The organism is Paraflavitalea speifideaquila, assembly GCF_032395985.1.
In the GTDB taxonomy this organism is placed as follows: Bacteria; Bacteroidota; Bacteroidia; order Chitinophagales; family Chitinophagaceae; genus Paraflavitalea; species Paraflavitalea speifideaquila.
Genome location: NZ_CP135920.1, coordinates 6,577,251 through 6,603,202 on the forward strand (window position 1 = coordinate 6,577,251; position 25,952 = coordinate 6,603,202).

Sequence of the window (25,952 nt, forward strand, 5' to 3'; positions counted from 1 at the left end):
TTTACCATTGGTAAGACGAACGAGATACTTGATGATCTCGATGATATCTTCTTTGGTCAATGTTTTTGCTCCAGCGGCTGGTTAAGATTCAGCTTGCGGTTGATCTTATAACGACCAACTTCACCGAGGTCATAACGTTTGTCGCTGAAGAACAATTTATCGATAATACCGCGTGCGGTTTCATCATCAGGAGCATCGGCGCCGCGCAACTGACGATAGATATGTTGCACCGCTTCCAGCTCACTGTTGGAAGTATCTTTATTCAATGTGTTGTAGATGATCGCAAAATCACCACCCACATCTTCTTTTTGTACAAATACGCTCTTTACATCCATATCAGCGATCATCTCAATGGCTTCTTCATCCAACACAGTATCGCGCTCTAATACCACCTCGTTACGCTCAATGGATACTACTTCACCGGTATCTTCATCTACAAAGTCTTCTACCCATGTTCTCAAAACGCGGGCAGCCAGGCGTTTGCCCAGGTAAGCTTTTAGGGATTTCAGATCACCGTTTACTTCATCCGCCATTCCGAAGAGCTCAAGAATGTCCTTATCGGTTTCAAAACCGATAGAACGCAACAGGGTTGTTACCGGGAATTTCTTCTTACGGTCGATGTAGGCATACATCACGTTATTAATATCCGTGGCAAATTCCATCCAGGCTCCCTTGAAAGGAATAACCCGGGCAGAATAGATCTTGGTACCATTGGGGTGAATGGACTGACCGAAGAATACACCGGGTGAACGGTGCAACTGCGATACAACCACCCGCTCAGCACCATTGATCACAAAGGTACCACGTGGCGTCATGTAAGGAATGTTTCCTAAGAATACATCCTGAACAATTGTCTGAAAATCAACGTGTTCCTCGTCATTACAGCTCAAACGCAGTTTCGCTTTCAGCGGTACCGCGTAAGTCAATCCGCGCTCCATACACTCTTCGATGGTGTAGCGGGGCGGGTCAATAAAATAATCCAGGAACTCCAGTACGAAGATGTTACGTGTATCGGTGATAGGAAAGTTTTCCTTAAACACCTTAAACAAACCTTCGATGTTACGTTTGTCCGGAGTAGTCTCTAACTGGAAAAATTCTTTGAATGATTGGATCTGTACTTCGAGTAGGTCAGGAGCTTCAGCTAAATTTTTAATCTTACCAAAGTTGATCCTGCTTTGCAATTTTGTTGAAGACATATTGATTAAAACCGGTTTTTTAGTTGTTCGAACGTTCAAAAAATCATCAAAAATCGTCTATACACAAAAAAATCACAGGAGAACAATTAAGTTCTCTGTGCATTCAAAATGAAGTAGTTATGTAAATTTGGCCATGTAATAACGTACCCCAGCTAATTAGCATTGTGAAAAATGGACGGCAAAGGTAATGAAAAACCTCAACAATTCACAAAATTTGTTCCAAAAGTAGCACCGGACACTTGGGGGTAACAATTCCGGCTCCGGTTACCTTGCCGAACGGAATAAACTGAAACAACTAAATAAACACTTTATCCGCTTCCCGGTTCAGTAACTAGGGATTTAAAAGTACAAATTTTTAAAACACTAACAATCAGCAACCTTTTGAATATCTCATTTTTTTGACCCGACTATCGCTCCTCCAACAACCTAAAGACTAAAGTGCCAGAAGCAAGCCATTCGGACGCTCCCTGTTTTAAATTAAGTAGTCCCCTGATTACCAATTTGGCCGGCAATTGCACCTTATTTTTCTTAATTGGCTTATTTTTACCCAGTTGTGCCATCAGTAAGTTAATGGCTGTTTTGGCAATCTCTTCCACCGGCTGCTCAATGATCGTTATCCCGGGAGGGAATAACCTGAACACATCATGATCATCGAAACTCATCATGGCCACATCCTTGGGAATACTAATGCCCAACTGCTGCAAACTCTCTATACCCAATAAACCCAGGTAATTGGTCGCAAAAAAAGAGCATCCAATTGAGGGTTATTTTTAATAAAGACCGATAACTGCTTGATGGCATCAGCCTTGGTGATCTTATACCCCAATGAAAGGATATTCTTTTTATTAACCGGTATATGGGCGGCTTTCAGGCTTTCCGTATAAGCCTGCAAACGATCCTTTATCTGGATCAGTTGAAGATCAACCGTAATAAAACCAATTTTCCTGTACCCCGGCTGATTAAGTGTTTCATACCCTTGGTCACCCCTCCATAATTGTCAACCAGCACATGCGGCACATCCATTTGAGGGAAATAACTATCCAGCAATACAACTGGCTTTTTATGGTCAATCAACTCTTCCACATCCGATTCCATACCCAAAGCCGGGGTAATAATATATCCATCCACCTGCTGTTGAGACAACATCCTGATCAGCTCCTGTCCCTTTTTCCCATCATTCTCCGTGGCACAATACACTACCTTATAGCCATACTGCTGCGCCTCCTCCTCAATAACCTTTGCCAAGGCAGCAAAGAAATTTCCCGAAATACTCTCCACTACCAGCCCCAACATTTGTGATTTACCTGTTCTTAATCGAACCGCTACCTGGTTGGGATGATACCCCTCCCTTTTGGCTATGGCCACTATTTTCTTCGCCAGATCCTCACTGATCCGCATTTCCTTCGCTTTACCATTCAGAACAAAGGATACGGTCGAAGGAGAAGCTCCGGTCATTTTAGCGATATCTTTTAGCGACACACGTTTCATAATGTTGGCAGTAGTTTTTGGGGCACGTGGCTGATTTTGCTGCTAAACGGGCAGTCTCGGACTAACTTGTAAATCGTAAAAGCAAGAATCTGTAGTTCTTCAAATTTAAGGGTTCCCGCTCAACAGCGAGAAATTATTTGAAAAAAAGCGCATAATCACCCCTAAAATCAGCATCCAAGTCCTGCTTTTTTCGTATATTACTAATCATGATAAATGAATTGCCCTGGCTACCTGCCATTCCGACCGCCCTGGAACATCCAGTACCAAAAACACACCCAATTTCAATGCCAGGAGGGCCATTTCATAGCGGCCTTACAACGGCCTGATAGCGATGTTATAGCGACCTTATAGCGATATTCCCTCTCTTTTCCTAGCCTCTTCCTCCCCTTCTCTTCCCACTCTCCTCCATATCTCCCCATATCGGGGCCCATTGCCCAACGAAAATGCCAGGCCAAACCAATTATTCATCGATTCAACCTGGCATTCTATTAACGTTTATAACTATCCAATCACTGTTCCTACTTCTTCTTCGGCTTCTCCCCCATCACAAAAACCAACTTACCCCCATTGGTAATATCACTATGAGTAAGGTAAAAACGGTTCAAGGGCTGGCCATTCAACAGCATCTTTTGAACATATACATTTTTATCCCCTGGTTTTGTGCCTCAATAACAAAGCTTTTGCCATTTTCCAGTTGCAAGGTAGCCCCATCCACAGCCGGACTGCCAATCGCATATTGATCAGATCCAGGCGCCACAGGGTAAAAGCCCAATGCGGTAAAAATATACCAGGCGCTCATTTGCCCACAATCGTCATTACCACCCAAACCATCCGGAGTTGGCTTAAACTGCTTTTTCAGGATCATACGTACCCTTTCCTGCGTTTTCCAGGGCTGGTCGGTCCAGTTGTATAAATAAGGTACATGGTGCGAAGGCTCATTGCCATGCACATAGTTACCAATAATGCCATCACGCGTAATATCTTCCGTCTCTGCAAAGTATTTATCAGGCAAGTGCATCGTGAATAAAGAATCCAGGTGCGCCACAAAACGCTTTTTCCCACCCATCATCTCAATCAGTTGCTCCGGCTCATGTGGTACATACAAGCTATAATTCCAGGCGTTACCTTCAATAAATCCCTGGTTGTGCGTACTCAATACATCAAAATCCTTCCTGAAACTGCCATCACTCATTCTAGGGCGCATATAACCAATAGATGCATCATATACATTCTTAAAATATTGAGATCTTTTGCTGAATTCCTCATAAATATCCATCCTGCCCAGCTTCTTAGCCATCTGCGCAATACTCCAGTCATCATAAGCATACTCCAGCGTTTTGGATACCGATGAACCGTTTTTATCTTCCGGCACATATCCCATACTCATATAATAACTCAACCCATCATAGCTACCATGACGGGCTGTAGCTACACAAGCATCCAGCGCCTTATTGGCATCAAAAGGAGCATTGCCCTTCATTACTGCATCGGCAATCAATGATACACTATGATACCCGATCATACACCAATTTTCATTGGCATAATGACTCCACACAGGCAGCATCTGTTGCACACTTTGATCATAATGCGCCAGCATCGATTTGATCATATCAGCATTCCGGGATGGCTGTACCAGGTTAAAGAAGGGATGCAAAGCCCGGTAAGTATCCCACAGCGAGAAAATCGTATAGTTGGTAAAATCTTTTGCTTTATGAATGTTCTGATCCAATCCCCGGTAAGAACCATCTACATCCATATACGTGATAGGGCTTAGACAAGCATGGTACATCGATGTATAGAAATTTTCCTTGTCATCCTTATTCTTTGACTGGATCGTGATTTTTGCCAGCTCCTTATTCCAGGCATCCTGCGCCTGCTGCTTTACTCGTTCAAAATTCCAATCCGGCGCTTCCGTCCGGAGATTCAATACAGCCCCCTCCGTACTAACAGAAGACAAAGCAAACTTGATCTTGATCTGCTCACCTGCCATTGTCTTGAAATCAAAATATGCCCTTAACTGTTTGCCGGCCATCTCCGGAAAATTCTTCGTTTGGTCAAACTTGCGCCAGAATCCCTGGTACACCTGACGTTTGGAAAAATTCTTATTCCCATACTGATAAAAAGGTTTTGAAAAAGCCATGGCAAAATATACCGTCCTGGTACGGCCCCATCCATTGGTTTGCCGATAGCCGGTAATCAAGGTATCATTTTCAACCCGCACAAACGTCCATACATTCTTATCCTCATAATTGTAGATGCCCGACATGAGGTCCAATACAATATGCGACTGATCTGATTGGGGGAATGTATATTGATGAAACCCCACCCGATTAGTGGCCGTAAGTTCAGCCAGGATATTATAATCATCCAGCTTTACTTTATAATAACCGGCTTCTGCAACTTCATTAGCATGAGAAAAAGAAGAACGGAATCCACTGCGCGGGTCAGTAGCTGTACCAGGATTGAGCTTTAACTCCCCACCGTAGGCATGATCAGGAAATCACCCAGATCAGAATGCCCTGTACCGCTGAAATGTGTATGACTAAACCCTACAATTGTTTTGTCTTCATATTGATAACCCGCACAATATTTATAAACATCCCCATTGTATTTTCCATTCATTTCATAAGGAATGGTATCCGTATCAGGACTTAGTTGCACCATACCAAAAGGAACCGTGGCGCCGGGATAAGTATGCCCCATACGTTGTGTGCCAATGATCGGTTTTACGTAGGGTACCAGGTTTTCTGAACCTGCTTGACCAATACACCATACCGGTACACTCAACAGCCCACTCAGCAATAGTTTTCTCATGCTTTGATTTGATTTAATAACTTTCCATTGATTACTCCGGCAGAAGTCTCCACCTGCCGGAATTTTTATTGTGATCCATTTACCAGATCACAACGATTATCTTCATTAACCAGTGAAATTGCGCGCATTTACAAACCAATGCCTGCAAATTCTAAATAGTGGGTTGCTTTGTATATTCGCCCCAAAGCTCGTCCAGCGTTTTACCAGTCAGTTCCTGCCAGATCTCCGGTTTATATGTTTTTGTACGCATAGCATTGTCCAGCTTATTTACCAGCTTCTTATTGAAATTCTTTTCTGTCCATACCAGGAAGCGGGCAGTGACACGGTAACTATTGGTATAATGATGTTTGGTATCAAATTTTGGTAGCGCCCATTTGCCGGCTTCATTATTAACGCCATACACATGCCGCACATAATCTGCAATACCTTCAGTAAGCCATCCGGGACCTGCTCCGCCAGGATAAGATTGTACAATGTGCATTGCTTCATGTGTTACCACATCCAGGTCTTCAGGATGATCGGCCATCCACTTGGGATTAACCCGGATAATACCACCACCTGCAGCAGCTACTCCCTTGTATTCCGGATCAATGATAAAAGTCACCAGCTTCCTGGTTTCTTTATTGAACCGCTTGGCCTCCTTCGGATATACTTTGAAATACGTATCGATCATCCGTTGTTTAGTGATCGTGCTAAATCCTGAATCCTTATTGATAAACAAGATCGTATAGCCTTTCTTTTTGATTGAATCTTTGGAGATTATTCCTTCATTACCTATACGGTTCCAATCATTCTGCGCAAAGGATGACACAACGGTTAAACATAATGCCAGGAAAAGGGGTGTTTTCATCTGGGGCTTATTTGTTTGATTGTGTTGAAAATGAATAAGGGAATGCATCAGGCGTAGTACCTCTTGTCTTACTGGGTGTACTTCCCATATTGAAATCAAGTGTCCCCCTTTGAACAGATCAAAATGATCTACCCAATTCTTGCTATACACCGCTCCATTCCGTTTTACCTGCTGTACGTATTTATTGGCATCACTGTTAGCCGGAGCATTAATCGTCAGCTTTTTACCATTATCCAAAACGAGCGTCATCTTCTTGAATAAAGGCGTTCCCAATACATATTGGGTAGTTCCGGGACATACGGGATAAAAACCCATGGCCGAAAAACATACCAGGCCGATGTTTGTCCATTGTCTTCATCACCACAATAACCATCCGGAGTAGCTTTATATAACTGCTCCATTACCCGGCGTATCCAATACTGCGTTTTCCAGGGTTCGCCGGCATAGTTGTACAAATAGATCATGTGTTGGATGGGCTGATTTCCATGAGCATATTGCCCCATATTCATGATCTGCATTTCCCGGATCTCGTGAATAACACCACGGTAGTAACTTTCATCAAATACAGGAGGCATAGAAAATACGGAATCCAGCATGGCTACAAATTGTTTGTTGCCACCCATCAGGTTCTTCAACCCTTCGATATCATGAAACACACTCCAGCTATAATGCCAGCTATTGCCTTCTGTAAAAGCATCACCCCATTTGAAAGGATTGAATGGCGTTTGGAATTTCCCATCCTGATTTTTACCGCGCATTAGTTTCGTCTCGGGATCAAACAGGTTCCGGAAGTTCTGGCTACGCTTCATATACAGATCCGTTTCTTCCTTGGGGCGCCCCAAAGCTTTACCCAATTGCCAGATCGTGAAGTCGTCATAAGCGTATTCCAGCGTACGGGCAGCATTTTCGTTGATCTTCACGTCATAAGGCACATACCCCAATTCATTGTAATACTTCACACCAGCACGGCCAACAGCTGTCATGGGCCCTTCATTATTGGCGCCATGTAGCAGGGCTTCATACAGCTTATTGATATCATAACCACGATTTCCTTTGATATAGGCATCAGCCACCACCGAAGCGGAGTTATTACCTACCATTACACTCCGGAAGCCGGGGCTGCTCCATTCGGGTAAAAAGCCGCCCTCTTTATAATCATTGATCAGGCCTTCCTGCATTTCTTTGTTGATGCTGGGAAACATGAAATTGAGGAAAGGATACAGCGCCCGGAAAGTATCCCAGAAGCCGGTGCCGGCAAACATATAACCCGGCAACACCTCCCCATTATAGGGGCTGTAGTGAATGATCTTTCCCGTAGCATCCAATTCATAGTGCTTTTGCGGGAACTGCAGCATACGGTACAGACAGGAATAGAAAGTCCTTGTTTGATCAATGGTTCCGCCCTCTACCAGGATACGGTTCAATTGCTTGTTCCAGGCTGCTTTCGCTTTTTGCTTGGTCACGTCAAATCCATCCGTACCTACTTCCCGTTTCAGGGATATATCAGCCTGGTCGTAGCTGATGAATGAGGAAGCCACCCTTAGATTTACCTTTTCGCCCCGGCTGGTCTTAAAACCAATCACAGCGCCGGCATGCTTGGCATCTGACTCTGCAGCCCCCTTGATCAATACACTGTCCTTCCAGGCATAAGAAACCGTGAAAGGCTTGTCGATATAGATAACAAAATAGTTCTTGAAATTGGCAGGTACGCCCCCACTGTTGCGGGTGGTATAACCAATGATCTTGTTTTCGCCGGGGATCACCTTAACATAAGATCCCTTGTCGAGCGCATCGATCACGATAAAAGAACTATCGTGTTGTGGGAAAGTAAACCGGAATTGAGCAGCCCGTTCAGTAGGTGTAATCTCAGTAGTAATATCCCAATCGGCCAGGTATACGCTGTAATAGTAAGGTTTGGCTACTTCCGCTTTGTGGGAGAACCAGCTGGCGCGATCATCCTGTTTGAATTTAACGCCCCCGTTACCGGCATGATGGCAAATTGCCCATAATCATTCATCCAGGGAGAAGGCTGATGCGTTTGCTTAAATCCCCGGATCTTGTCCGAGCTATACGTATAGGCCCATCCATTACCCATAGTGCCCGTTTGTGGCATCCAGAAATTCATCCCCAGGGAACAGCAATAGCCGGATAGGTATTACCATTGGAAAGGCTTCCTTTTGAATCCGTACCCATCAATGGGTTGATCCATTCTACGGGGTCCGAAACGGTGGTTACCAGCTGGGCATTCATGGAACTGAAGCAAGCCAGTGCCATCACCAATTGTGCTATATTTTTCATGATTGAAGATATAAGAAAAACAGTTTAAGGATAGAAACACAATAATAGACCTCCTAAATTAGGTAGCTAAACCGTTTTTGCAAAATAATTATCGAACCAGGAGGATTAAAATACAATACCCGGGCCTTTTGGAGCCCGGGTATTGTATTTTTAGTTTTTCTGGACACAGGTTGTCTTTTTATCGCCTACACCCTATTAGTGCACGATGTGTTCCATTGTTATTGATAGTCTGGATTTTGAGGCTTGAGATTCGGATTATTCTTCATTTCTTCCGTCGGCAGCGGGAATAACAGGTGCTTATTGGCCAATTTAGCACCACTTGGAGGTAAGGTATATCCTACAAAATTGTCGAATCCATTTGAAGTCGAATTATACGCTTTTCTCAGACGCACCATATCGAACCAGGTGATGTTTTCATAGCACAGTTCATGCCACCGCTCTCTATAAATGGCTTCACGGAATGATGCCTGTGAAAAAGTGCCTATCGCCGGCGTGGTAAGGCCAGCTCTGGTGCGTATATCTTTAAGCGCAGTCCAGGCAGCGGCATTGGGCCCACCTCCTGCTTCATTTTGTGCCTCCGCATAGCTCAACAATACCTGGGCATAACGGATCTGATTCAAATTCAAGCTACTTTGTCCGGTACCTTCCTTCCCTAAAACACCATGAGCAAGAGAATCAAAATGTTTATAGATATAGGGCGCACCCAAATTTTTCTTGGGCAGTTTGAAGCCTTCTGTATAATAGCTGGTATAAAAGAAACCAACGGTATCTTCTTTCCGTTTATCACCTGCTTCAAAAGAATTATAAAACTGCAATGCAGGCACAGTAGAGCCAATTTCAGTTCCATACCTTGAGATATCCTTGAAGTTAGGCAGCAAAATACCCTGCAATGGGTTCTCAGAAACACCTACCAAATACTGTATCTGGAAAATATTTTCACCTTTATTGTCCTGGGCAACACTGTGTAGGTCGCCATATTTGGCGAATAGGCTAAAGGAACCATTGGCTATTACCTCATTGGCCTTGTTGGCAGCTAGTGTGTAATGTGATGCCCCTTTATTAAGCGGGAAACCAGCCATTGTCAGATATACCTCTGCTAACAAAGATTTTACAGCACCCAAAGAAGTCCTTCCAGTCACGTCCCGCCAAGGTAAACCTGATGCTTCTGCTGATACCAGGTCAGCTACAATTTGGTTATACACTTCTTCTTTGGAAGTCCTGCCAGGATACATATCCGGAGAAGTAGCCGAAAGCACAGGCTTCGTCAACAAGGGCACATCGCCAAAAATACGAACCAGGTAAAAATAGGCCCATGCCCTAAGAAAAGTTGCTTCGCCAAGTATCTGTTTTTTCCTGTTTGCATCCATAGGATTAATACCAGGTACCTTTTCTAAGGTAAGGTTAGTTTGTGCAATAACACCATACAATCCATTCCACCAGTTACGCACATGCACATTATCTCCATTATAGGCCAAGCCAAGCAGGTTGTTCAAATCGGTATTTTGTCCTGTTTCGGTTCCGGCGGTTCCGGTAACCATTTCAAGCATGGACCAGTTGACAGAGAAAATACCTGCACCACCTCCAATAAACCGGGTATTGGAATAAGCTGCAGCAATGGAAGCTTCCGCATGCTCAGGTATTGTATAATAGTTATCTGGCGTGAGGTTGGAAGGATCATTTTCCTCCAGGTACTTGTTGCAACCTGGCAATATATTCGTCAGTGCGACAAACACAATCGCACCGACTGATAATTTAGCAGTATTTATGAATTTGAGTTTCATTTTGTATAAACTTTTTTTCGTGATAAATCTATTACAGGCTAACATTCACACCCAAGAGGTAAGTAGTCGGTTTGGGGTAATCAAAGAAGGTTTGCCCTTGCGCAAATGCATTACCATAAGTGGTAACTTCCGGATCATTGCCACGAAACTTCGTAGCAAGGAAGAAGTTCTGCACAGAAGCATATACCCTCAGCCTGTTAAGTTTTAAGGTTTGTGCAATAGCTGCAGGGAAGTTATATCCCAGTAAGAGGTTCTTTCCACGAATAAAGGAACCATCCTCAATCCAACGGCTATCAACATTGGTAACATAACCAGCTCTTGTATCCCTGATGGCCGCAACCATGGTATTGTTATTGCCTTTTTCGGATCCCAGGCATCCAATACTGTTTTAAAGCTATTGGCAATGCTCACGCGGTCTTCACCAGAGTGATGCATCATGTTCAATACATCATTACCATAAGTATACTGCAGTTCAATCAACAATTCAAAGTTCTTATACTTAAAGCTATTGAAGAAACCACCCCATCCTTTGGGACTTCCATGACCAATGATCTTACGATCAGCATCGTTGATCTGGTAGTCGCCATTCAGATCCCGGTATTTAATATCACCAGGTAAAATGGGTTTACCACCACGGTAGCTGGCAAACTTAGCAGCTTCAGTTGCTTCAGCAGCAGTCCATACACCCAGACGTTCCAAACCCCAGAATGAGCCTACCGGATCACCTACACGGATAATACCTGTACTAGAAAGGAAGTTAGGATTACCACCAAATATCGAGGCAGGAGTAGCCAAAGACAACACTTTGTTCTTATTCATTGAAATATTGAACGTAGTGGTCCACACAAAATCTTTCGTACTAATGTTAACTGTGTTTAAACCGATTTCCAATCCCTTATTCTCCATGCTACCAATATTAGTGGAAATGGAACCATATCCACTAGAAGTAGGAAGAGGAGCGCTCAACAACATATCCGTTGTTTTACGATAATAAACATCTGCCTCCAGGTTGATCCTGTTATTGAACAAACTGATTTCAACACCCAGATCCGATTGTGCTGTTTTTCCCAAGAGAGACCAGAGTTACCCAATCTTCCGGTACCAACACCTGTAACCCTTGTATCATTGATAATACCGGCATATCCCGAGCTTAACTGAGCCAAGGCCGAATAAGTATTGATCTCCGAGTTACCAGTTTGACCTACGCTGGCACGAACCTTCAGGTTAGATATAATATTGCTGTTTTTCAAGAAATCTTCTTCGGAAGCTCTCCAGGCAATAGCTGCAGATGGAAACAGTGAATATTTATTTTCCTCACCAAACTTGGATGATCCATCAGCACGAGCGGTAAAGGTTAACAAGTATTTGTTTTTGTAAGAATAGTTGATCCTTCCAAAATACGAATTGAATGCAAACCTCGCCCTACCTGAACCACCAGGATTCTGTTGGCTACCGGCACCTATATTATTAAACTCGAAAAAGTCGGTTGAAAAGTTCTGAGAAGCAGCGCTAATATTGAAGATATTCGTTTCCTGCCAGGATAAACCCAACAAGCCGGTAAATGAGTGATCCTTGCCAATCTTCTTGTTATAAGTAAAATAGTTTTCAGAAGACCAGAATGTTTCACGACCATTTGAAACGTTGGCTGTACCGTTTTGTGAACGTGAGATCTGGTCTAACGTACGACCGTTATATTGATTCACACCACGTGTTATAACGTTCACACCAACCTGACTACGGAATTCAAGCCCTTTTGCCAGGTTAATGTTTACATACACATTACCTAAGGTTGTTTGGGTATTGAGAATGAATTTTCTTTCATTGAGGATGTGCACAGGGTTAGAACCACCTTCAGCACCTGGATAATGATAGTTTTCTGCCCAGCTGCCGTCAGGATATTTTACAGGTAGGAAGGGAAGGCCTTCTGTGATCATACGTACAGAGTTGAGTCCACCAGTACCAATATCTACCAGGTTTTCTTCCTGGTTGTTGTAAGAAAGACTACCGCCTACTTTCAACCAATCTTTCATTTTACCATCCCATACAAAACGACCAGAATAACGTTTGAGATAGGAATTCAACAAAAGACCGTTTTCATCACGGTAACCGAGGAATATACCATAAGTATTATCTTGATTGCCACCTGTAAAACCCAATTGGTGGTTTTGAGATAATTTACTCTGGGTAGATTCTTTTAACCAATCTGTATTATAAAGTGGGTTGCCATTGGCATCGAATAAGTTTGGCAGGCTCTTTCTTTTAATCCGGGGATCAACTACAGTTGAATAGTTACCAGCGGCCCATCCTGCAGGATCATAAACCTTGATATTATCATAGGCCAGGTTCTCAACATCAATAAACTCCTGTGCATTCAGCATCTCAACCCTTTTGGGGCCAATGGTAGGAACACTGATATCACCATCGTAAGTAATCCTGGCACCACCGCTGGTACCACGTTTGGTAGTGATCAGGATAACACCGTTAGCGCCCCTCGCTCCATAAATAGCCGTAGCCGAAGCGTCTTTTAATATCTCTACAGAAGCTATATCATTAGGATTGATAAAGTCAATAGAGTTACTATTTTGTGTTTGTGAACCAACCGGCAAAATAACCCCATCAATTACATATAACGGGTTGTTGGTTGTATTAATGGAGCTGAATCCACGAATGCGGATATTGGTTTGACCACCCGGACGGCCGGAGTTGGTATTCACCTGAACACCCGCAATGCGGCCAGCTAAGGCCTGGTTAAGGGAGGCGGCAGGCCTTTCCTGTAACTGTGCTGCCTTAATAGTACCCACAGAACCGGTTAAATCCGATTTCCGGGTAGTACCATAACCTACTACCACTACATCATCCAATGTACTGGAAGTTGGCGTTAGCCTTACATTGATCGTCTCACCTGTTCCTAGTGTAAACTCATCAGTCTGATAGCCTACAGAAGAAAAAGTTAGCGCCTGAGCATTTTGGGGAACATTAATGCTGAAATTACCTTCAGCATTTGTTTGTGTAGAAACGGAAGAACCTTTAACTGTGACAGTTACTCCAGCTAAAGGTTGGCCATCTTTGGACCCGGTGACTTTACCAGTAACCGTCCTTGTTTGAGAGAAGGCTGTTAAGGAAAGGAATAGCAAAGCCAGGAGACAATGCAAACCTTTCCTTACGAAGTTGGAACGTCGCTTTTCCATACGCAAGTGTTTTGTGTGGGTTTATTTTGTTTGTATTAAAAAAACTCTTCGTTTATTAATCTTTTATCATCACCTGGTTAAATAAACCCCCATAACCAGTGACTAATTTATTTGATTAGGCCAATACTAAAACGTTTTAGCCATAATGTAAAAAAATCGTGCTCTACTTATTTATAGCATTACATAAAATGCTGAGCGCATCGAATAAGGCTTAAATTAATGGATAAGGAGATTGGACTACCGCGTTTTTAACGCAAAGTACGAGCCAATATTACGTAACTAAACCGATTTTGCAAAAAGAAATACAACAAACTGTTAATGCTCCCTTTTCTTAAGTAGACTCCCTGACTATAAAATTCGCTGCAAGTTGTACCTGATTTTTTTAATAGCCACCTTATTGTTACCTAGTTGTTGCATAAGTATATGAATAGCAGTCCGTGCAATGGCCTCTACCGGCTGCTGGAGTACAGTGATTCCTGGCAAGTGTAAACGGAAAATATCATTGTCATCAAAACAGATCACGGCCAGGTCCTTTGGAATATTTAAACCCAATGACCTGATGCTTTCCAACCCCAGAATCCCCAGGTAATTAGTGGCAAAGAATACCGCATCTGGTTTATTCTTCTTCAGGAACTCGGTTATTTGTGCTATCACCACCTCTCTTCCGCCACTATAGTTTACTTTAAGAACAAATTTTTTCTTTTGCTCTGCACTTCCGCTAATAGCTGTAGCATAAGCTTCTTCCCGCTGATGCATCTGGATCAATCCCGATTCGATCGTAATAAAAGCTATCTTTTATACCCTTTTTTGATCAGGTGCTCCATGCCTTTAAGCACTGCACCCGTATTATCCACTTGCACATAGGCCGCTTCAATCTCTGGAAAATAGCGATCCATCAACACCAAAGGCTTTTTATGCTTCACCAACATCTCAATATCATCTTCCATACCAAGCGTAGGTGTTATCAGGTAGCCATCTACCTGACGCTGAGTTAACATCCGCAGCAACTCTACGCCCTTTTTACTATTGTTTTCCGTGCTGGAATAAACCACCTTATAGCCAAACTCTTCCGCTTCGTCCTCGATGATTTTAGCCAAGGATGCAAAAAGTTATTGGATATGTCTTCCACCAAAAGTCCAAGTATTTTCGTTTGCCCGGTCCGGAGACTTACAGCTACCTGATTAGGCTGATAACCCATCTTTTTAGCCGCAGCCAATACCTTATTTTTCAATTCTTCACTGATCCGCATCTGACTGGCTTTACCGTTCAAAATAAACGATACGGTTGAAGGCGAAGCCCCTACCATTTTAGCTATGTCTTTCAGTGATACTCTTTTCATAAGCAATAGGAAATAGTAATAAAGCGCTAATCTAAACCATTCCCTTCAAAAAAGCTTGCTAAAGCAATCCTGGCCTGCAATAAGCGGTATTCGGGCTATCTGATACACAAAACATTTTCCCCCAACATGACCTATTGGGGTGAGGGAATTGTAAAAAACCGGGAAGGAAGGGCGGCAAATCCTGGTAAAGTAGGAGTATAAGCAATGGTAGAAGTCGCCTGGAAAGGTGGCTAATAAAAAACCCCGGTCGGTTGACCGGGGTAATTATGTGAGTTGGAATCCTGATTAAGCGATTTCAACATCAGCACCTGCTTCTTTCAGCTTAGCAACCAGTGCTTCTGCATCAGCTTTGCTTACGCCTTCTTTAACGGGCTTAGGTGCACCGTCTACCAGATCTTTAGCTTCTTTCAGACCGAGACCAGTCAGATCTTTTACGATCTTAACTACGTTCAGCTTGTTTGCGCCACCATTTTTCAGGATAACGTTGAAAGAAGTCTTTTCTTCTGCAGCAGGAGCAGCAGCGCCAGCAGGACCAGCAATAGCTACAGCAGCAGCTGCAGGCTCGATGCCGTATTCATCCTTCAGGATCTTAGCTAATTCATTTACTTCTTTAACAGTCAGGCTTACTAACTGTTCTGCGAATGCTTTTAAGTCTGCCATTTTACATTTTTAATAACCGCCTTCATGGTTCAGGCTATATGCCCTCACTCCGGCGGAGGTAAATTTAATTTGTCTTCACTTATACCCGAAGACTTGGGTGTTATTTGGAGCCGTCGGCTTTAGGTAGTAGTAATTAACTAACACCCAAAGTACAGCAGCATCTACTACGCTTGTGCTCTGTCTTCCAGGGCTTTTACCAGGCTGGCCAATTTGCCACCGGCATTCAGGCCGCTGATAACATTCTTGGCAGGAGATTGCAGTAATCCAATGATTTCGCCGATAAGGTCGTTTTTGCTTTTCAGCGCAACGAGGGTCTGCAGTTGATCATCACCAGCAAACACATCACCATCAATAAACGCAGCTTTCAGCTCGGGCCTTGGGGGCTTCGCTACTTTGCTGGGCTTAATATCCTTACGGAAGTCAGAGATGATCAGGGCTGGTTCTTTAGCATTCTCACTGAACATGATGGCAGTAACACCATTCAAAGACTCAAATACACCGGAATAACGTTTTTCATCCAGGCTTTCGAGGGCTTTCTTAATAAGGGTGTTCTTAGCCACTTTCATTTCGACATTCTTATCGAAACAAACACGACGCAGTTTACCAATCTGCGCAACAGTCAGAGATTCTGTATTGGTAATATAGAAATTGTTGTATTGAGAGAACTTCTCTTTCAACACGTCAATTACTTCATTTTTTTCTTGCTTGGTCATAACGCAAATTTTTAGATGTTTTCGCTGTCAGCTTCTTTTCCTTTGCAGGATCGTAGCCCATGAACGCGTTATTAAATTTAGTTCATTAAAGATTTGGTTTCCACTGGGATAGCCGGGCTCATGGTGCTAGCCATGAATATGCTTCTCAGGTAAGTACCTTTAGCAGATGATGGCTTGGCCTTGATAATAGCATTGATCAGCTCATGGCTGTTCGCTGCGATTTTTCAGGGCTGAAGCTTACACGGCCGATAGAAGCATGGATAATACCTGCTTTATCAACCTTAAAAGCTATTTTGCCACCCTTCACCTCATTTACAGCAGCTGCTACATCATTGGTAACAGTACCTGTTTTGGGGTTAGGCATCAGGTTACGGGGACCCAGGATTTTACCCAGTTTACCAATCTTAGGCATTACGGAAGGAGTAGCAACAATTACATCTATATCTACCCAACCACCTTCGATTTTTGTGATAAATTCATCCAGACCTACATAATCAGCACCTGCTGCTTTCGCATCGGCTTCTTTATCGGGGTTGCACAAAACCAGTACACGTTTTGTTTTACCAGTACCATGAGGTAAGGTTACAGTACCGCGGATAGCCTGGTCGGCTTTTTAGGATCTACACCTAAACGGATATGCAGGTCAACAGAAGCATCAAATTTTGTAGTATTCACATCTTTTACGATTGAAGATGCTTCTTTCAGTGAATACAATTTGTTTTTATCGATCTTAGCGTCTACCGCTTTTCTTTTTTAGCGATTCCCATTGTCATTCAGTTTTTAGGAAGCCCCCGCAAGGATTGCGAAGACCGTGAAGAATTAATTTTCCCAGGGAGCTTTACCATCCACTGTAAGTCCCATGCTACGGGCGGTTCCAGCCACCATTTTCATAGCACTTTCCAGGGTAAAACAATTCAGATCGGGCATTTTGTCTTTAGCAATAGCCTCAACCTGGTTCCAGTTCACTTTACCTACCTTATTGCGGTTAGGTTCCTTTGAACCACTTTGCAGCTTGGCAGCTTCCAATAACTGAACAGCAGCAGGGGGGTCTTAATGACGAAATCAAAAGACTTGTCGGAATAAACAGTGATCAATACTGGGAGAACTTTTCCCATTTTGTCTTGCGTACGGGCATTGAACTGCTTACAGAATTCCATGATATTGATACCTTTGGAACCGAGAGCAGGACCGATGGGAGGTGCCGGATTGGCCTGACCGCCCTTTGCCTGTAGCTTTACGAAGCCGGTAATTTCTTTAGCCATTTTATTTGATTTATTGGTTCAAACGACCTTTTTCAGCTGATTTGCTGATACTTAGTCTCCCAAATTCCTCTATCCCAACAGATATGGGACCAAAAGAACTTATAATTGGGGACGCAAAGTTAGGAAATTTGCGAGAAAAACAATTCTTTTTCTAAAGCCTAATGAGACCTCAAAGTTATGCCAGACAGGGGTTCCAGGCGCGCTTATTTGACCGTTAGCAACATATTAGGGTGAGACTGACTATGTAAGCAACAGGCAAACTTCTGATGAATTTTTATTTTTTGAATTTTTCTACGTAGCTTTTGCATTGAATTGCAACTTGCTGCAATGTATTTCTCGAACAACTAAAAAAATATATCACACTATGGCCAAAGCAAAGAAAAAACAGCTAAAAAGCTGCTCCTAAAAAGAAGGCTGCCCCAAAGAAAAAGGCAGCTCCAAAAAAGTAGCTAAAAAGCACTTAAGAAAGTAACAAAGAAAAAAGCAGCCCCGAAGAAAGCGGCTAAGAAAAAGCGGCTCCTAAAAAAGCAGCAAAGAAAGCAGCTAAAAAGGTTGCCAAAAAGCACCAGCTAAAAAGGCTCCGGCTAAGAAAGCCCCTGCTAAAAAGCTCCTGCCAAAAAAGCTCCTGCGAAGAAAAAAGCAGCTAAAAACCAGCGCCTAAAAAGTAGCGTCTCCGCCGCCTGTTGAAGAAGATATCATTGTAGAAGAAGTCATTATTATTGAAGAACCTTCTTATGATGAGCCTACGCAAGATACTGACGGACCTGCTGATGAGCCGGGCGATGATGATAACCAATAATAAGATTCCCTGCTAAAATAGTAAGCCTTCCTGTAGTGTATGGAAGGCTTTTTTATTAAACTATTCGTACTGACCTCAAAGTAAAAGGCCACCGAAACAGCTGGTGGCCTTTTAAAAATTATGATGGCATAAATTACTAAGCTAACTTTTCAACCTGCATATAGTTCAATTCAACAGGTGTAGAACGGCCAAATATTTTTACTGTAACTTTTAATTTCTTCTTCTCGTCGTTCACTTCTTCAATGATACCATTGAAATCATTAAATGGTCCTTCAATGATCTTAATTGTTTCACCAACAATGAAAGGTTCGATCATACTTACACCACCTGCTTCGGCCATTTCATCCATTTTACCCAACATCTTATTCACCTCAGCCTTACGCAGAGCGATCGGATTTTCCTTACCCAGGAAGTGGATTACACTGGTTGTATTTTTGATAGCCTCACGAAGGTCATCAGATAATTTGCCTTCAATTACCTCAATCATTACGTAACCGGGGTAATAGTTCCTTTCCCGCATTACTTTCTTCCCGTTCTGTACTTTGTATACTTTTTCTACCGGGAGGAAAACCTGTTTTACCACCTCTCCCCATCCGCCACGGGAAATCTCCTTGTCCAGGTACTCCTTCACCTTGCGCTCTTTTCCACTGACCACCCGGAGCACATACCATTTAGTTTCCTGTTGTTGAATAGTTTGATTTTCCATTATTAAAATAATGAATAGATAAATTTAAGGCCAGATTGAGCAGCGAGGTCCATTACCCATACAATAGCTGTAATCAACAAGGTAGCAACCAACACAATCATGGTAGATTGTTGCAATTGCGCCCATGTAGGCCAGGTGACTTTTTCCACCAACTCCTTGTATGATTCCTGGAAGTAGGTTGTTACTTTATTCATATAATGAATTTGCTAATTTGAAAAATGGGTTCATTTGAAAATTGGATAAAATCATTTTCAAACACTCAAATTAAGTCATTTTCAAATTATTAGCACGGGCACTAGGATTCGAACCCAGATCAAAGGTTTTGGAGACCCGTATGCTACCGTTGCACCATGCCCGTGTGTGTTAATTACCCGTTCAATATAATCAATTGATTATAAAAGTTATACGGGCTATGCAAAGAACTTCTTCTTTAGAACAAAGTACCTGAACCATAAGGTTCAGGTACTTTGCAAATATACGTCTAAGCTTTCATACTCAACCCCGTAAAAGGGGAAAAGCAAGGCTTATTTTACGATTTCAGTAACCTGACCGGCACCTACTGTACGACCACCTTCACGGATAGCGAATTTCAGACCCTTCTCCATCGCGATGGGTTGGATCAGTTTCACAGACAATGAAGTGTTATCGCCAGGCATTACCATCTCAGTACCAGCAGGTAATTCAACCTCACCAGTAACGTCGGTAGTACGGAAATAGAACTGAGGGCGGTATTTGTTGAAGAACGGAGTGTGACGTCCACCTTCTTCTTTGCTCAATACATACACCTCGCCTTTGAATTCAGTGTGCGGAGTGATAGAACCTGGTTTTACCAGTACCATACCACGACGAACTTGGGTCTTTTCAATACCACGCAACAGCAGACCTGCGTTATCACCAGCTTCACCAGCATCCAACAGTTTGCGGAACATTTCCACACCAGTTACTGTAGAAGCCAAAGGAGCATCCATCAGACCAACGATTTCGATAGCTTCACCAACTTTAATACGACCACGCTCGATACGACCAGTAGCAACAGTACCACGACCAGTGATAGAGAAAACGTCTTCCACACTCATCAGGAACGGTTGGTCAACAGGACGGGGAGGCAGGGGAATGTAAGTATCAACAGCTTCCATCAGCTCGTCGATAGCTTTTACCCATTTTTCTTCACCGGCCAGAGCGCCGGTTGCAGAACCCTTTATAATAGGGGTGTTATCACCATCAAAACCATAGAATGTCAACAGTTCACGAATTTCCATTTCAACCAGTTCGAGTAACTCGGGGTCATCAACCAGGTCAACTTTGTTCATGAAAACCACCATGCGGGGAACACCTACCTGACGAGCCAGCAGGATGTGCTCTTTTGTTTGAGGCATGGGACCATCTGTAGCAGCCACAACCAGGATAGCACCGTCCATTTGGGCAGCACCGGTAATCATATTCTTCACGTAGTCGGCGTGACCTGGACAGTCAACGTGTGCATAGTGACGATTAACCGTTTGGTATTCAACGTGTGCCGTATTAATGGTAATACCCCTCTCCTTTTCTTCAGGAGCAGCATCAATTTCATCATATTTCTTCGCTGTAGCCATACCTCTTGAAGACAAGATAGTAGTGATAGCAGCAGTAAGGGTGGTTTTACCGTGGTCAATGTGGCCAATGGTACCTACGTTAACGTGAGGTTTATCCCTCTTAAAAGTCTCTTTTGACATCGTTATCTGTTTTTAGTTGTGTGGTTTTACAATTTTTGTTTTTATCATGTAGTCAGCATCTCCGGTACCAAAAAGTACCTGTTGCGTCACACATTTTTACTTCATTCCTGCCCACAGCAGGATCAATCGCCACTAACCCGAATGAGCCTGTTGATTTAAACAGCCTCCATCCTGATTTACAATTTTTAAAGAACTGAGCCGTTAGTGAGAATCGAACTCACGACCTCTTCCCTACCAAGGAAGTGCTCTACCACTGAGCTACAACGGCCTTACACCCGTCGGGAGCTCATTGTATGAAACCGGAATCCAGGTTCATATATCAGACTCCATGCAAAAAGTAAGTTGAGGCATTTCCTAATCTTCATCAGGCCAATACAACCTGGAGGCTTTCCGTGTAAAACCTACTCAATCAATTCTTTTTGCTTTCTGAGAGCGGGAGACGAGGCTCGAACTCGCCACCTATAGCTTGGAAGGCTATCGCTCTACCAAATGAGCTACTCCCGCAAATTTTCGCTTCAAACAATTTAGCGAAACAATACATTAAAGATCTTTATAACCAAATTACCCACCTTCGCTTAAAGCTATGGCGGGCGATGGTGTGGGCAGGAGAGGATTCGAACCTCTGAAGTCGAAAGACAGCGGATTTACAGTCCGCCCCATTTGGCCGCTCTGGAACCTGCCCTTGTTAATAAAGTCCGAAGTATAAGATTACCTTTTCCGGCTTTATATGGAGCCACTTGTCGGAATCGAACCAACGACCTACTGATTACAAATCAGTTGCTCTACCAGCTGAGCTAAAGTGGCAATTCAATCTACAAATGCTTTATCCAAACTAACGGAACCTCCCGGGATTAAACGAGATACTCTACCAGCTGAATTAATGTAGACTAATGACTATTGTTGAAAGCTGGTAAAAATACTGACAGTCAACATAATAAAGAACTTCCCGCACACTCACTGATACCCTGCTTATTTTTGGGAAGGCAAAGGTAATCGAATTTGTTAAATACAAAAACTTTGACTCCAATTTTTTTGCTTGTTTTCAACCATTTGCACATAATTCTCCTCCCAGTCGAAAACAAACCAGCCTAAAATTCCCCGTGAAGGCTGTTTCGGGCCGCAAGATATCGTTTTTATAATTCCAGAAAAGTCTAAATCGAAAAACAGGGAAGAGAAAATGCCGGGAGGCGAATAATTACTAGAATTGTCAGCACGGATAATAAGTACTGACTTCTACAGGAGCAATATGCCAGGATCGATATTAGGGATGTCGCAGACTATAAAGGCTCAGTGCGAGCCCCTGCTACTGGAGTGCCACTTGCAGGGTATTTGCCAAGGAATGGTCAGGAAGTTAGCTAAGAGTGAGCTAAAAGTGCTCAATGGCAGTACTATCTCCCGAACATACCTGTACAGGTCGTAGAGGGTATTTGAGCCCCTGACTATGCAAACCCGGTACATGTTTGCGTCCCACCAATGCCATGGGACTAGAGTATAAGTTTGTACTGGAGCAGTAGAACTGTTTTTAGAAGAGGCAGACACTAAAATTAGGAGTGAAAGTCAGGGAAAAGGGGGAAATAAAAACTGCCCCTTTTCTGGGGCAGCTTCAATCTTTTAGGCTGCTTGTTTTTCTTTTTCGCTTTACCTGGCTTACCAGGGATTCCAGCGCATTGTCGAAAGATTCTTCAAATGACTTAGACGAAGCTTTTACAAAGAACTGGTATCGGGGTATCTGAACGCGTATTTCTGCAATTTTATCTTTGATGTTGTGCACTACATTATCCAGCTTAAGGAATACATCTACCTTGATAATGCGGTCATGAAAAGTGTTGAGTTTTTGAAGTTTTTTGTTAACGTAATCTACCAGTTTTACATCGGGAGTAAAACGCACGGTCTGAATGTTGACGTTCATACAATCGCATTTTAACTGTGAACAATAAATAAAGATCTTGGGAGTAATAATGCTACATAGGCGCGGTCTTTTTGACTCCTATGAAGTTAATACAGCATCTATTTCTTTCCAAATTAAATTTAGCTTTTGAGGTTGTAAAATTATAACGTGTTACACCATTAAATTGTTATCCTTTCCAAGGAAATAATTTACGGTCTTTCACTAGCAAAACGGGATACCACTTCTGGTGTTCAAAGTACTGGGAACATTAACAAACAATAAGGCTTTGGACACTTGAAAAGTGTTGCATTTCTTTCACGCTTTTGGATGCGCTTTCCTGTAGACATCTTTCAGCTTCTCGATGGTATTGTGGGTATATATCTGTGTGGCAGCAAGGCTAGCATGCCCCAATAGCTCTTTAACGGCATTCAGATCGGCCCCGTTATTCATTAGGTGGGTGGCAAAGGTATGCCGCAATATGTGCGGGCTCTTCTTATCAATAGTAGTAACTGTGGCTAGCCATTCCTTTACAGAAAGATAGACAGATTTGGCATAAAGCTTTCTCCCTTTGTTATTCACCAACAGATACGTAGTATCTGGTGCTTCCAACTCCTTTCTTTTCCGGGCAATATAAGATTGTATGACAGCTATCAGATCGGCACTAACAGGCACCAATCGTTCTTTATTGCCTTTCCCCAACACCTTAAGGGTATTCCCCGCCTTATTTACCTGACTTTCCTTCAGGTTTACTAATTCAGACAAACGCATGCCTGTATTATAAAATATAGCCAGTAACAGCCTGTCTGTACGCCCCTTCCACGTATCGGGAAATTCAACCTGATTAAAGAGAACATTCATATCCTGCTGTTCTACATATTGTGGTAGCCGCTTACTAACCTTGGGAGCTATAATGCTACTCATGGGGTCTTTACCAGGTTACCTTGCCGTAAATGATACTTAAAAAAGGACTTAAGGGAGGAAATCTTGCGGTTAATTGATTTAGCTGAATTTTTCTTCTTTTCTTTCAAATCAACGAGCCAACTTCTGATGAATGCAGCGGATATTTCTGACAATACAGGGTTTACCATACCCATTTCATTGGCCAAAAACACTGTAAAGTCCTCTAAATCATCTTGATATGCCCGTATGGTATTATCGGCATACCTTTTTCAAACCTTAGGTAGTCAATAAAGGATTGGATAGCAGAATTGGGAGAAGACAGCATAGAATGTCCTGATATAGGTACAAAGAATAGCTACAAAGTTAAGAACTTTGCAGCTATTCCAATATACTATTCAGAATGAATGAATTATCCTTCGATCTGACCGCTGGCTATTTTTGCTTATAGACAGCTTTTAATACTTGGCTCCGACGTCTTACGGAAGGCTTGGTATAAGATTGACGCTCTCTCAGTTGCAACAGGATCTTTGCTTTTTCGAATTTCTTCTTGTACTTCTTGAGCGCTTTGTCAATATTTTCGCAATCTTTTGAATCAATGATCAGCATAGTTGTATACCTCCTTTAAAATGCTTTTGGGGTTGCAAAGATAACAGAAAATCTGAAATAGAACAACATTTACCATTAAAAACCGATTTTTGCTTCATGTTTACTGGAATTATAGAGGCCTTAGGCCGCATAGAAGAAGTTTTACAGGCAGGCACCAATCGAACATTATGGCTCTCCTCCCCAATCACTGGGGAATTGAAAATTGACCAGAGCATTTCCCACAGCGGTGTTTGTCTCACCGTGGAAGAAATAAAAAGTGACAGGTACCGGGTTACAGCCATCGCAGAAACCCTGGAAAAAACCAATTTAGGCAGTTGGGAAGTCGGTAGCCTGGTAAACCTGGAAAGATGCTTAACCTTCCAGGGGCGCTTGGATGGGCATATTGTACAGGGGCATGTGGATGCCACCGCCGAGTGTATTGATAAAAGGATCGGGATGGAAGCTTTGAATTCAGGTTTCGCTTTCCGGAGGCATTCGCTACACTCGTCATAGAAAAGGGTTCCATTAGCCTGAATGGCATCAGCCTGACCATTTTCGGGGTCACACAAAATGAGTTTTCTGTAGCAATTATTCCCTATACTTTTGAACATACCAATATTAAAAATATATCTTCGGGCACCAGGGTAAACCTTGAATTTGATATGATTGGAAAATATGTGCAACGGATAGCCCAGTTTAAATCCTGAACAGACAATTTTTCGATATCCATATGAAAAACAGCCCTTCAGTTGCCATCTTAATATTAAACTGGAATACCAGTGGATATTTAAAACGATTCCTGCCCTCCCTCCTGCAAACCACCTATAGCAACAAGGAAATTTATGTTATCGATAATTTTTCCAATGATGATTCTATTAAGGTGCTGGAACAACATTTCCCTTCGGTTCATATTATTCGAATGTATGCCAATAAAGGGTATGCCAGCGGCTATAATTTGGCCTTATCACAAATACAGGCAGATTATTTCCTGCTGGTGAATTCTGATATAGAGGTTACCCTCGGTTTTATTGAGCCGGTGATCGAGTTAATGGAAGCGCACGATGATATTGCTATATGCCAGCCTAAACTCCGGTCCCTGGATGAAAAACAGATGTTTGAATATGCGGGAGCCTGCGGAGGATGGATTGACAGATTGGGTTATCCATTTGCCCGGGGCAGAATTTTGCTGACCATAGAGCCCGATAGCGGCCAGTATGATAATCTGGCACAAATATTTTGGGCCAGTGGCGCCTGTATGTTCCTCAAATCTTCCATCTATGAAGAAATTGGAGGTTTTTATGACTACTATTACATGCATCAGGAAGATATTGACCTATGCTGGCGCGCGCAACACGCCGGTTATAAAATCTACGCCTGCCCAGAATCGGTCGTATTCCATATTGGCGGAGGAAGCCTATCCTGGGAAAACCACCTAAAAACCTTTCTGACTTTCAGGAATAATTACATTTTACTCACCCGGAACCTCCCTTTGCTACAGCTATTGCCCGTCATTATCCTCCGGCTCCTGATGGACCTGGGAGGGAGTTTATATTTTTACTCAAAGGGCATTGGGGAATTAGTAAAGCCATGTTCAAAGCCGAATTTGCCTATTTCTATTGGCTTATATTTCATAGTAAGAAGCGGGGTTATTCAGCAAATGGATTTAAAAATTGTTACGGGATTTTTAATGGAACAATAATAAAGCACTATTTTTCAGCGGGAAAAGAAAATTTTCCGACATCATTGATGAAAAGTCCATCATTCAAACGCCAA

27 protein-coding genes, 5 tRNA genes and 3 pseudogenes are annotated in these 25,952 nt (G+C 42.8%); 3 read left to right on the forward strand and 32 right to left on the reverse strand.

Annotated elements, in window-relative coordinates:
• Positions 1–15: 15 nt before the first annotated feature.
• The 32 genes and pseudogenes from rpoB to rpsU all read right to left on the reverse strand — a co-directional run.
• Positions 16–1,196 (reverse strand): annotated as a pseudogene (rpoB, locus tag RS881_RS62015) (DNA-directed RNA polymerase subunit beta); the annotation flags it as partial.
• Positions 1,197–1,603: 407 nt separating this feature from the next.
• Positions 1,604–1,915 (reverse strand): substrate-binding domain-containing protein, encoded by a 312-nt coding sequence (locus RS881_RS45195; RefSeq protein ID WP_315816810.1) that lies wholly within the window; start codon positions 1,913–1,915, stop codon positions 1,604–1,606.
• The gene (locus RS881_RS45200; RefSeq protein ID WP_315816811.1) at positions 1,906–2,088 is read right to left on the reverse strand and encodes a hypothetical protein; all 183 of its coding nucleotides are present in this window, start codon (positions 2,086–2,088) and stop codon (positions 1,906–1,908) included. Before RS881_RS45200 ends, RS881_RS45195 begins: the two co-directional genes overlap by 10 nt.
• 17 nt (positions 2,089–2,105) lie before the next feature.
• Positions 2,106–2,684: a LacI family DNA-binding transcriptional regulator gene (locus RS881_RS45205; RefSeq protein ID WP_315816812.1), complete on the reverse strand. Its 579-nt coding sequence runs from the start codon at positions 2,682–2,684 to the stop codon at positions 2,106–2,108.
• Positions 2,685–3,202: 518 nt separating this feature from the next.
• A pseudogene (locus RS881_RS45215) lies at positions 3,203–5,498 on the reverse strand (GH92 family glycosyl hydrolase).
• 151 nt (positions 5,499–5,649) lie between these two features.
• Positions 5,650–6,396 carry a basic secretory protein-like protein gene (locus RS881_RS45225; RefSeq protein ID WP_350340323.1) on the reverse strand — a complete coding sequence of 249 codons (747 nt, stop codon included), beginning with the start codon at positions 6,394–6,396 and terminating at the stop codon, positions 5,650–5,652.
• Positions 6,397–6,504: 108 nt separating this feature from the next.
• Positions 6,505–8,473: pseudogene (locus RS881_RS45230) on the reverse strand (GH92 family glycosyl hydrolase); the annotation flags it as partial.
• On the reverse strand, positions 8,470–8,646 hold the full coding sequence (locus RS881_RS45235) for a hypothetical protein (protein WP_315816816.1): 177 nt from the start codon (positions 8,644–8,646) through the stop codon (positions 8,470–8,472). The pseudogene RS881_RS45230 and the gene RS881_RS45235, both read right to left, overlap by 4 nt.
• A 218-nt stretch (positions 8,647–8,864) precedes the next feature.
• Positions 8,865–10,427, reverse strand: coding sequence for a RagB/SusD family nutrient uptake outer membrane protein (locus RS881_RS45240; RefSeq protein WP_315816817.1), 1,563 nt, complete (start codon positions 10,425–10,427; stop codon positions 8,865–8,867).
• 31 nt (positions 10,428–10,458) lie between these two features.
• Positions 10,459–10,602 (reverse strand): hypothetical protein, encoded by a 144-nt coding sequence (locus RS881_RS45245; RefSeq protein WP_315816818.1) that lies wholly within the window; start codon positions 10,600–10,602, stop codon positions 10,459–10,461.
• 29 nt (positions 10,603–10,631) lie between these two features.
• Positions 10,632–11,456, reverse strand: coding sequence for a TonB-dependent receptor domain-containing protein (locus RS881_RS45250; protein WP_315816819.1), 825 nt, complete (start codon positions 11,454–11,456; stop codon positions 10,632–10,634).
• Positions 11,390–13,615: a SusC/RagA family TonB-linked outer membrane protein gene (locus RS881_RS45255; RefSeq protein WP_315816820.1), complete on the reverse strand. Its 2,226-nt coding sequence runs from the start codon at positions 13,613–13,615 to the stop codon at positions 11,390–11,392. Before RS881_RS45255 ends, RS881_RS45250 begins: the two co-directional genes overlap by 67 nt.
• A gap of 348 nt (positions 13,616–13,963) precedes the next feature.
• Positions 13,964–14,371, reverse strand: a complete 408-nt coding sequence (locus RS881_RS45260) for a substrate-binding domain-containing protein (protein ID WP_315824812.1) — start codon at positions 14,369–14,371, stop codon at positions 13,964–13,966.
• 32 nt (positions 14,372–14,403) lie between these two features.
• Positions 14,404–14,712: a type 1 periplasmic-binding domain-containing protein gene (locus RS881_RS45265; RefSeq protein WP_315816821.1), complete on the reverse strand. Its 309-nt coding sequence runs from the start codon at positions 14,710–14,712 to the stop codon at positions 14,404–14,406.
• Positions 14,625–14,954 (reverse strand): LacI family DNA-binding transcriptional regulator, encoded by a 330-nt coding sequence (locus RS881_RS45270; protein ID WP_315816822.1) that lies wholly within the window; start codon positions 14,952–14,954, stop codon positions 14,625–14,627. Before RS881_RS45270 ends, RS881_RS45265 begins: the two co-directional genes overlap by 88 nt.
• 285 nt (positions 14,955–15,239) lie before the next feature.
• Positions 15,240–15,614 (reverse strand): 50S ribosomal protein L7/L12, encoded by a 375-nt coding sequence (gene rplL, locus RS881_RS45275; RefSeq protein WP_315816823.1) that lies wholly within the window; start codon positions 15,612–15,614, stop codon positions 15,240–15,242.
• A gap of 164 nt (positions 15,615–15,778) precedes the next feature.
• Positions 15,779–16,327 carry a 50S ribosomal protein L10 gene (rplJ, locus tag RS881_RS45280; protein ID WP_315816824.1) on the reverse strand — a complete coding sequence of 183 codons (549 nt, stop codon included), beginning with the start codon at positions 16,325–16,327 and terminating at the stop codon, positions 15,779–15,781.
• 196 nt (positions 16,328–16,523) lie between these two features.
• Entirely contained in the window at positions 16,524–16,925 is a 402-nt protein-coding gene (locus RS881_RS62020) for a hypothetical protein (RefSeq protein WP_425476406.1), read from the reverse strand.
• A 221-nt stretch (positions 16,926–17,146) separates the two neighbouring features.
• Positions 17,147–17,353 carry an uL11 family ribosomal protein gene (locus RS881_RS62025; protein ID WP_425476320.1) on the reverse strand — a complete coding sequence of 69 codons (207 nt, stop codon included), beginning with the start codon at positions 17,351–17,353 and terminating at the stop codon, positions 17,147–17,149.
• Positions 17,299–17,589 (reverse strand): uL11 family ribosomal protein, encoded by a 291-nt coding sequence (locus tag RS881_RS45290; RefSeq protein WP_425476321.1) that lies wholly within the window; start codon positions 17,587–17,589, stop codon positions 17,299–17,301. Before RS881_RS45290 ends, RS881_RS62025 begins: the two co-directional genes overlap by 55 nt.
• A gap of 935 nt (positions 17,590–18,524) precedes the next feature.
• Complete coding sequence (gene nusG, locus RS881_RS45295; protein ID WP_315816825.1) at positions 18,525–19,094, reverse strand: transcription termination/antitermination protein NusG; 570 nt, start codon at positions 19,092–19,094, stop codon at positions 18,525–18,527.
• A 2-nt stretch (positions 19,095–19,096) separates the two neighbouring features.
• Positions 19,097–19,288 carry a preprotein translocase subunit SecE gene (gene secE / locus RS881_RS45300; protein ID WP_315816826.1) on the reverse strand — a complete coding sequence of 64 codons (192 nt, stop codon included), beginning with the start codon at positions 19,286–19,288 and terminating at the stop codon, positions 19,097–19,099.
• Positions 19,289–19,381: 93 nt separating this feature from the next.
• Positions 19,382–19,452 (reverse strand) — tRNA-Trp (locus RS881_RS45305).
• A gap of 166 nt (positions 19,453–19,618) precedes the next feature.
• The gene (gene tuf / locus RS881_RS45310; RefSeq protein ID WP_315816827.1) at positions 19,619–20,806 is read right to left on the reverse strand and encodes an elongation factor Tu; all 1,188 of its coding nucleotides are present in this window, start codon (positions 20,804–20,806) and stop codon (positions 19,619–19,621) included.
• A 196-nt stretch (positions 20,807–21,002) separates the two neighbouring features.
• Positions 21,003–21,074 (reverse strand) — tRNA-Thr (locus RS881_RS45315).
• Positions 21,075–21,237: 163 nt separating this feature from the next.
• Positions 21,238–21,310, reverse strand: a tRNA-Gly gene (locus tag RS881_RS45320).
• Positions 21,311–21,405: 95 nt separating this feature from the next.
• Positions 21,406–21,488 (reverse strand) — tRNA-Tyr (locus tag RS881_RS45325).
• 46 nt (positions 21,489–21,534) lie between these two features.
• Positions 21,535–21,610, reverse strand: a tRNA-Thr gene (locus RS881_RS45330).
• Between the two features lie 799 nt (positions 21,611–22,409).
• Positions 22,410–22,715: an HPF/RaiA family ribosome-associated protein gene (locus tag RS881_RS45335; protein ID WP_315816828.1), complete on the reverse strand. Its 306-nt coding sequence runs from the start codon at positions 22,713–22,715 to the stop codon at positions 22,410–22,412.
• Positions 22,716–23,009: 294 nt separating this feature from the next.
• Positions 23,010–23,615 carry a phage lytic cycle repressor MrpR family protein gene (locus RS881_RS45340; RefSeq protein ID WP_315816829.1) on the reverse strand — a complete coding sequence of 202 codons (606 nt, stop codon included), beginning with the start codon at positions 23,613–23,615 and terminating at the stop codon, positions 23,010–23,012.
• The gene (locus tag RS881_RS45345; RefSeq protein ID WP_315816830.1) at positions 23,612–23,806 is read right to left on the reverse strand and encodes a site-specific integrase; all 195 of its coding nucleotides are present in this window, start codon (positions 23,804–23,806) and stop codon (positions 23,612–23,614) included. The genes RS881_RS45340 and RS881_RS45345 overlap by 4 nt, the downstream gene beginning before the upstream one ends.
• A gap of 220 nt (positions 23,807–24,026) precedes the next feature.
• On the reverse strand, positions 24,027–24,200 hold the full coding sequence (rpsU, locus tag RS881_RS45350; protein ID WP_425476322.1) for a 30S ribosomal protein S21: 174 nt from the start codon (positions 24,198–24,200) through the stop codon (positions 24,027–24,029).
• 96 nt (positions 24,201–24,296) lie between these two features.
• Between rpsU and RS881_RS45355 the strand changes: the two genes are divergently transcribed.
• Genes RS881_RS45355 through RS881_RS45365 form a run of 3 tightly spaced genes read left to right on the forward strand, consistent with a single transcriptional unit; the run spans position 24,297 to position 25,878 of the window.
• Complete coding sequence (locus RS881_RS45355; RefSeq protein WP_315816831.1) at positions 24,297–24,692, forward strand: riboflavin synthase; 396 nt, start codon at positions 24,297–24,299, stop codon at positions 24,690–24,692.
• The gene (locus RS881_RS45360) at positions 24,689–24,886 is read left to right on the forward strand and encodes a hypothetical protein (RefSeq protein WP_350340324.1); all 198 of its coding nucleotides are present in this window, start codon (positions 24,689–24,691) and stop codon (positions 24,884–24,886) included. The genes RS881_RS45355 and RS881_RS45360 overlap by 4 nt, the downstream gene beginning before the upstream one ends.
• A gap of 23 nt (positions 24,887–24,909) precedes the next feature.
• Positions 24,910–25,878, forward strand: coding sequence for a glycosyltransferase family 2 protein (locus tag RS881_RS45365; RefSeq protein WP_315816832.1), 969 nt, complete (start codon positions 24,910–24,912; stop codon positions 25,876–25,878).
• Positions 25,879–25,952 lie beyond the last annotated feature (74 nt).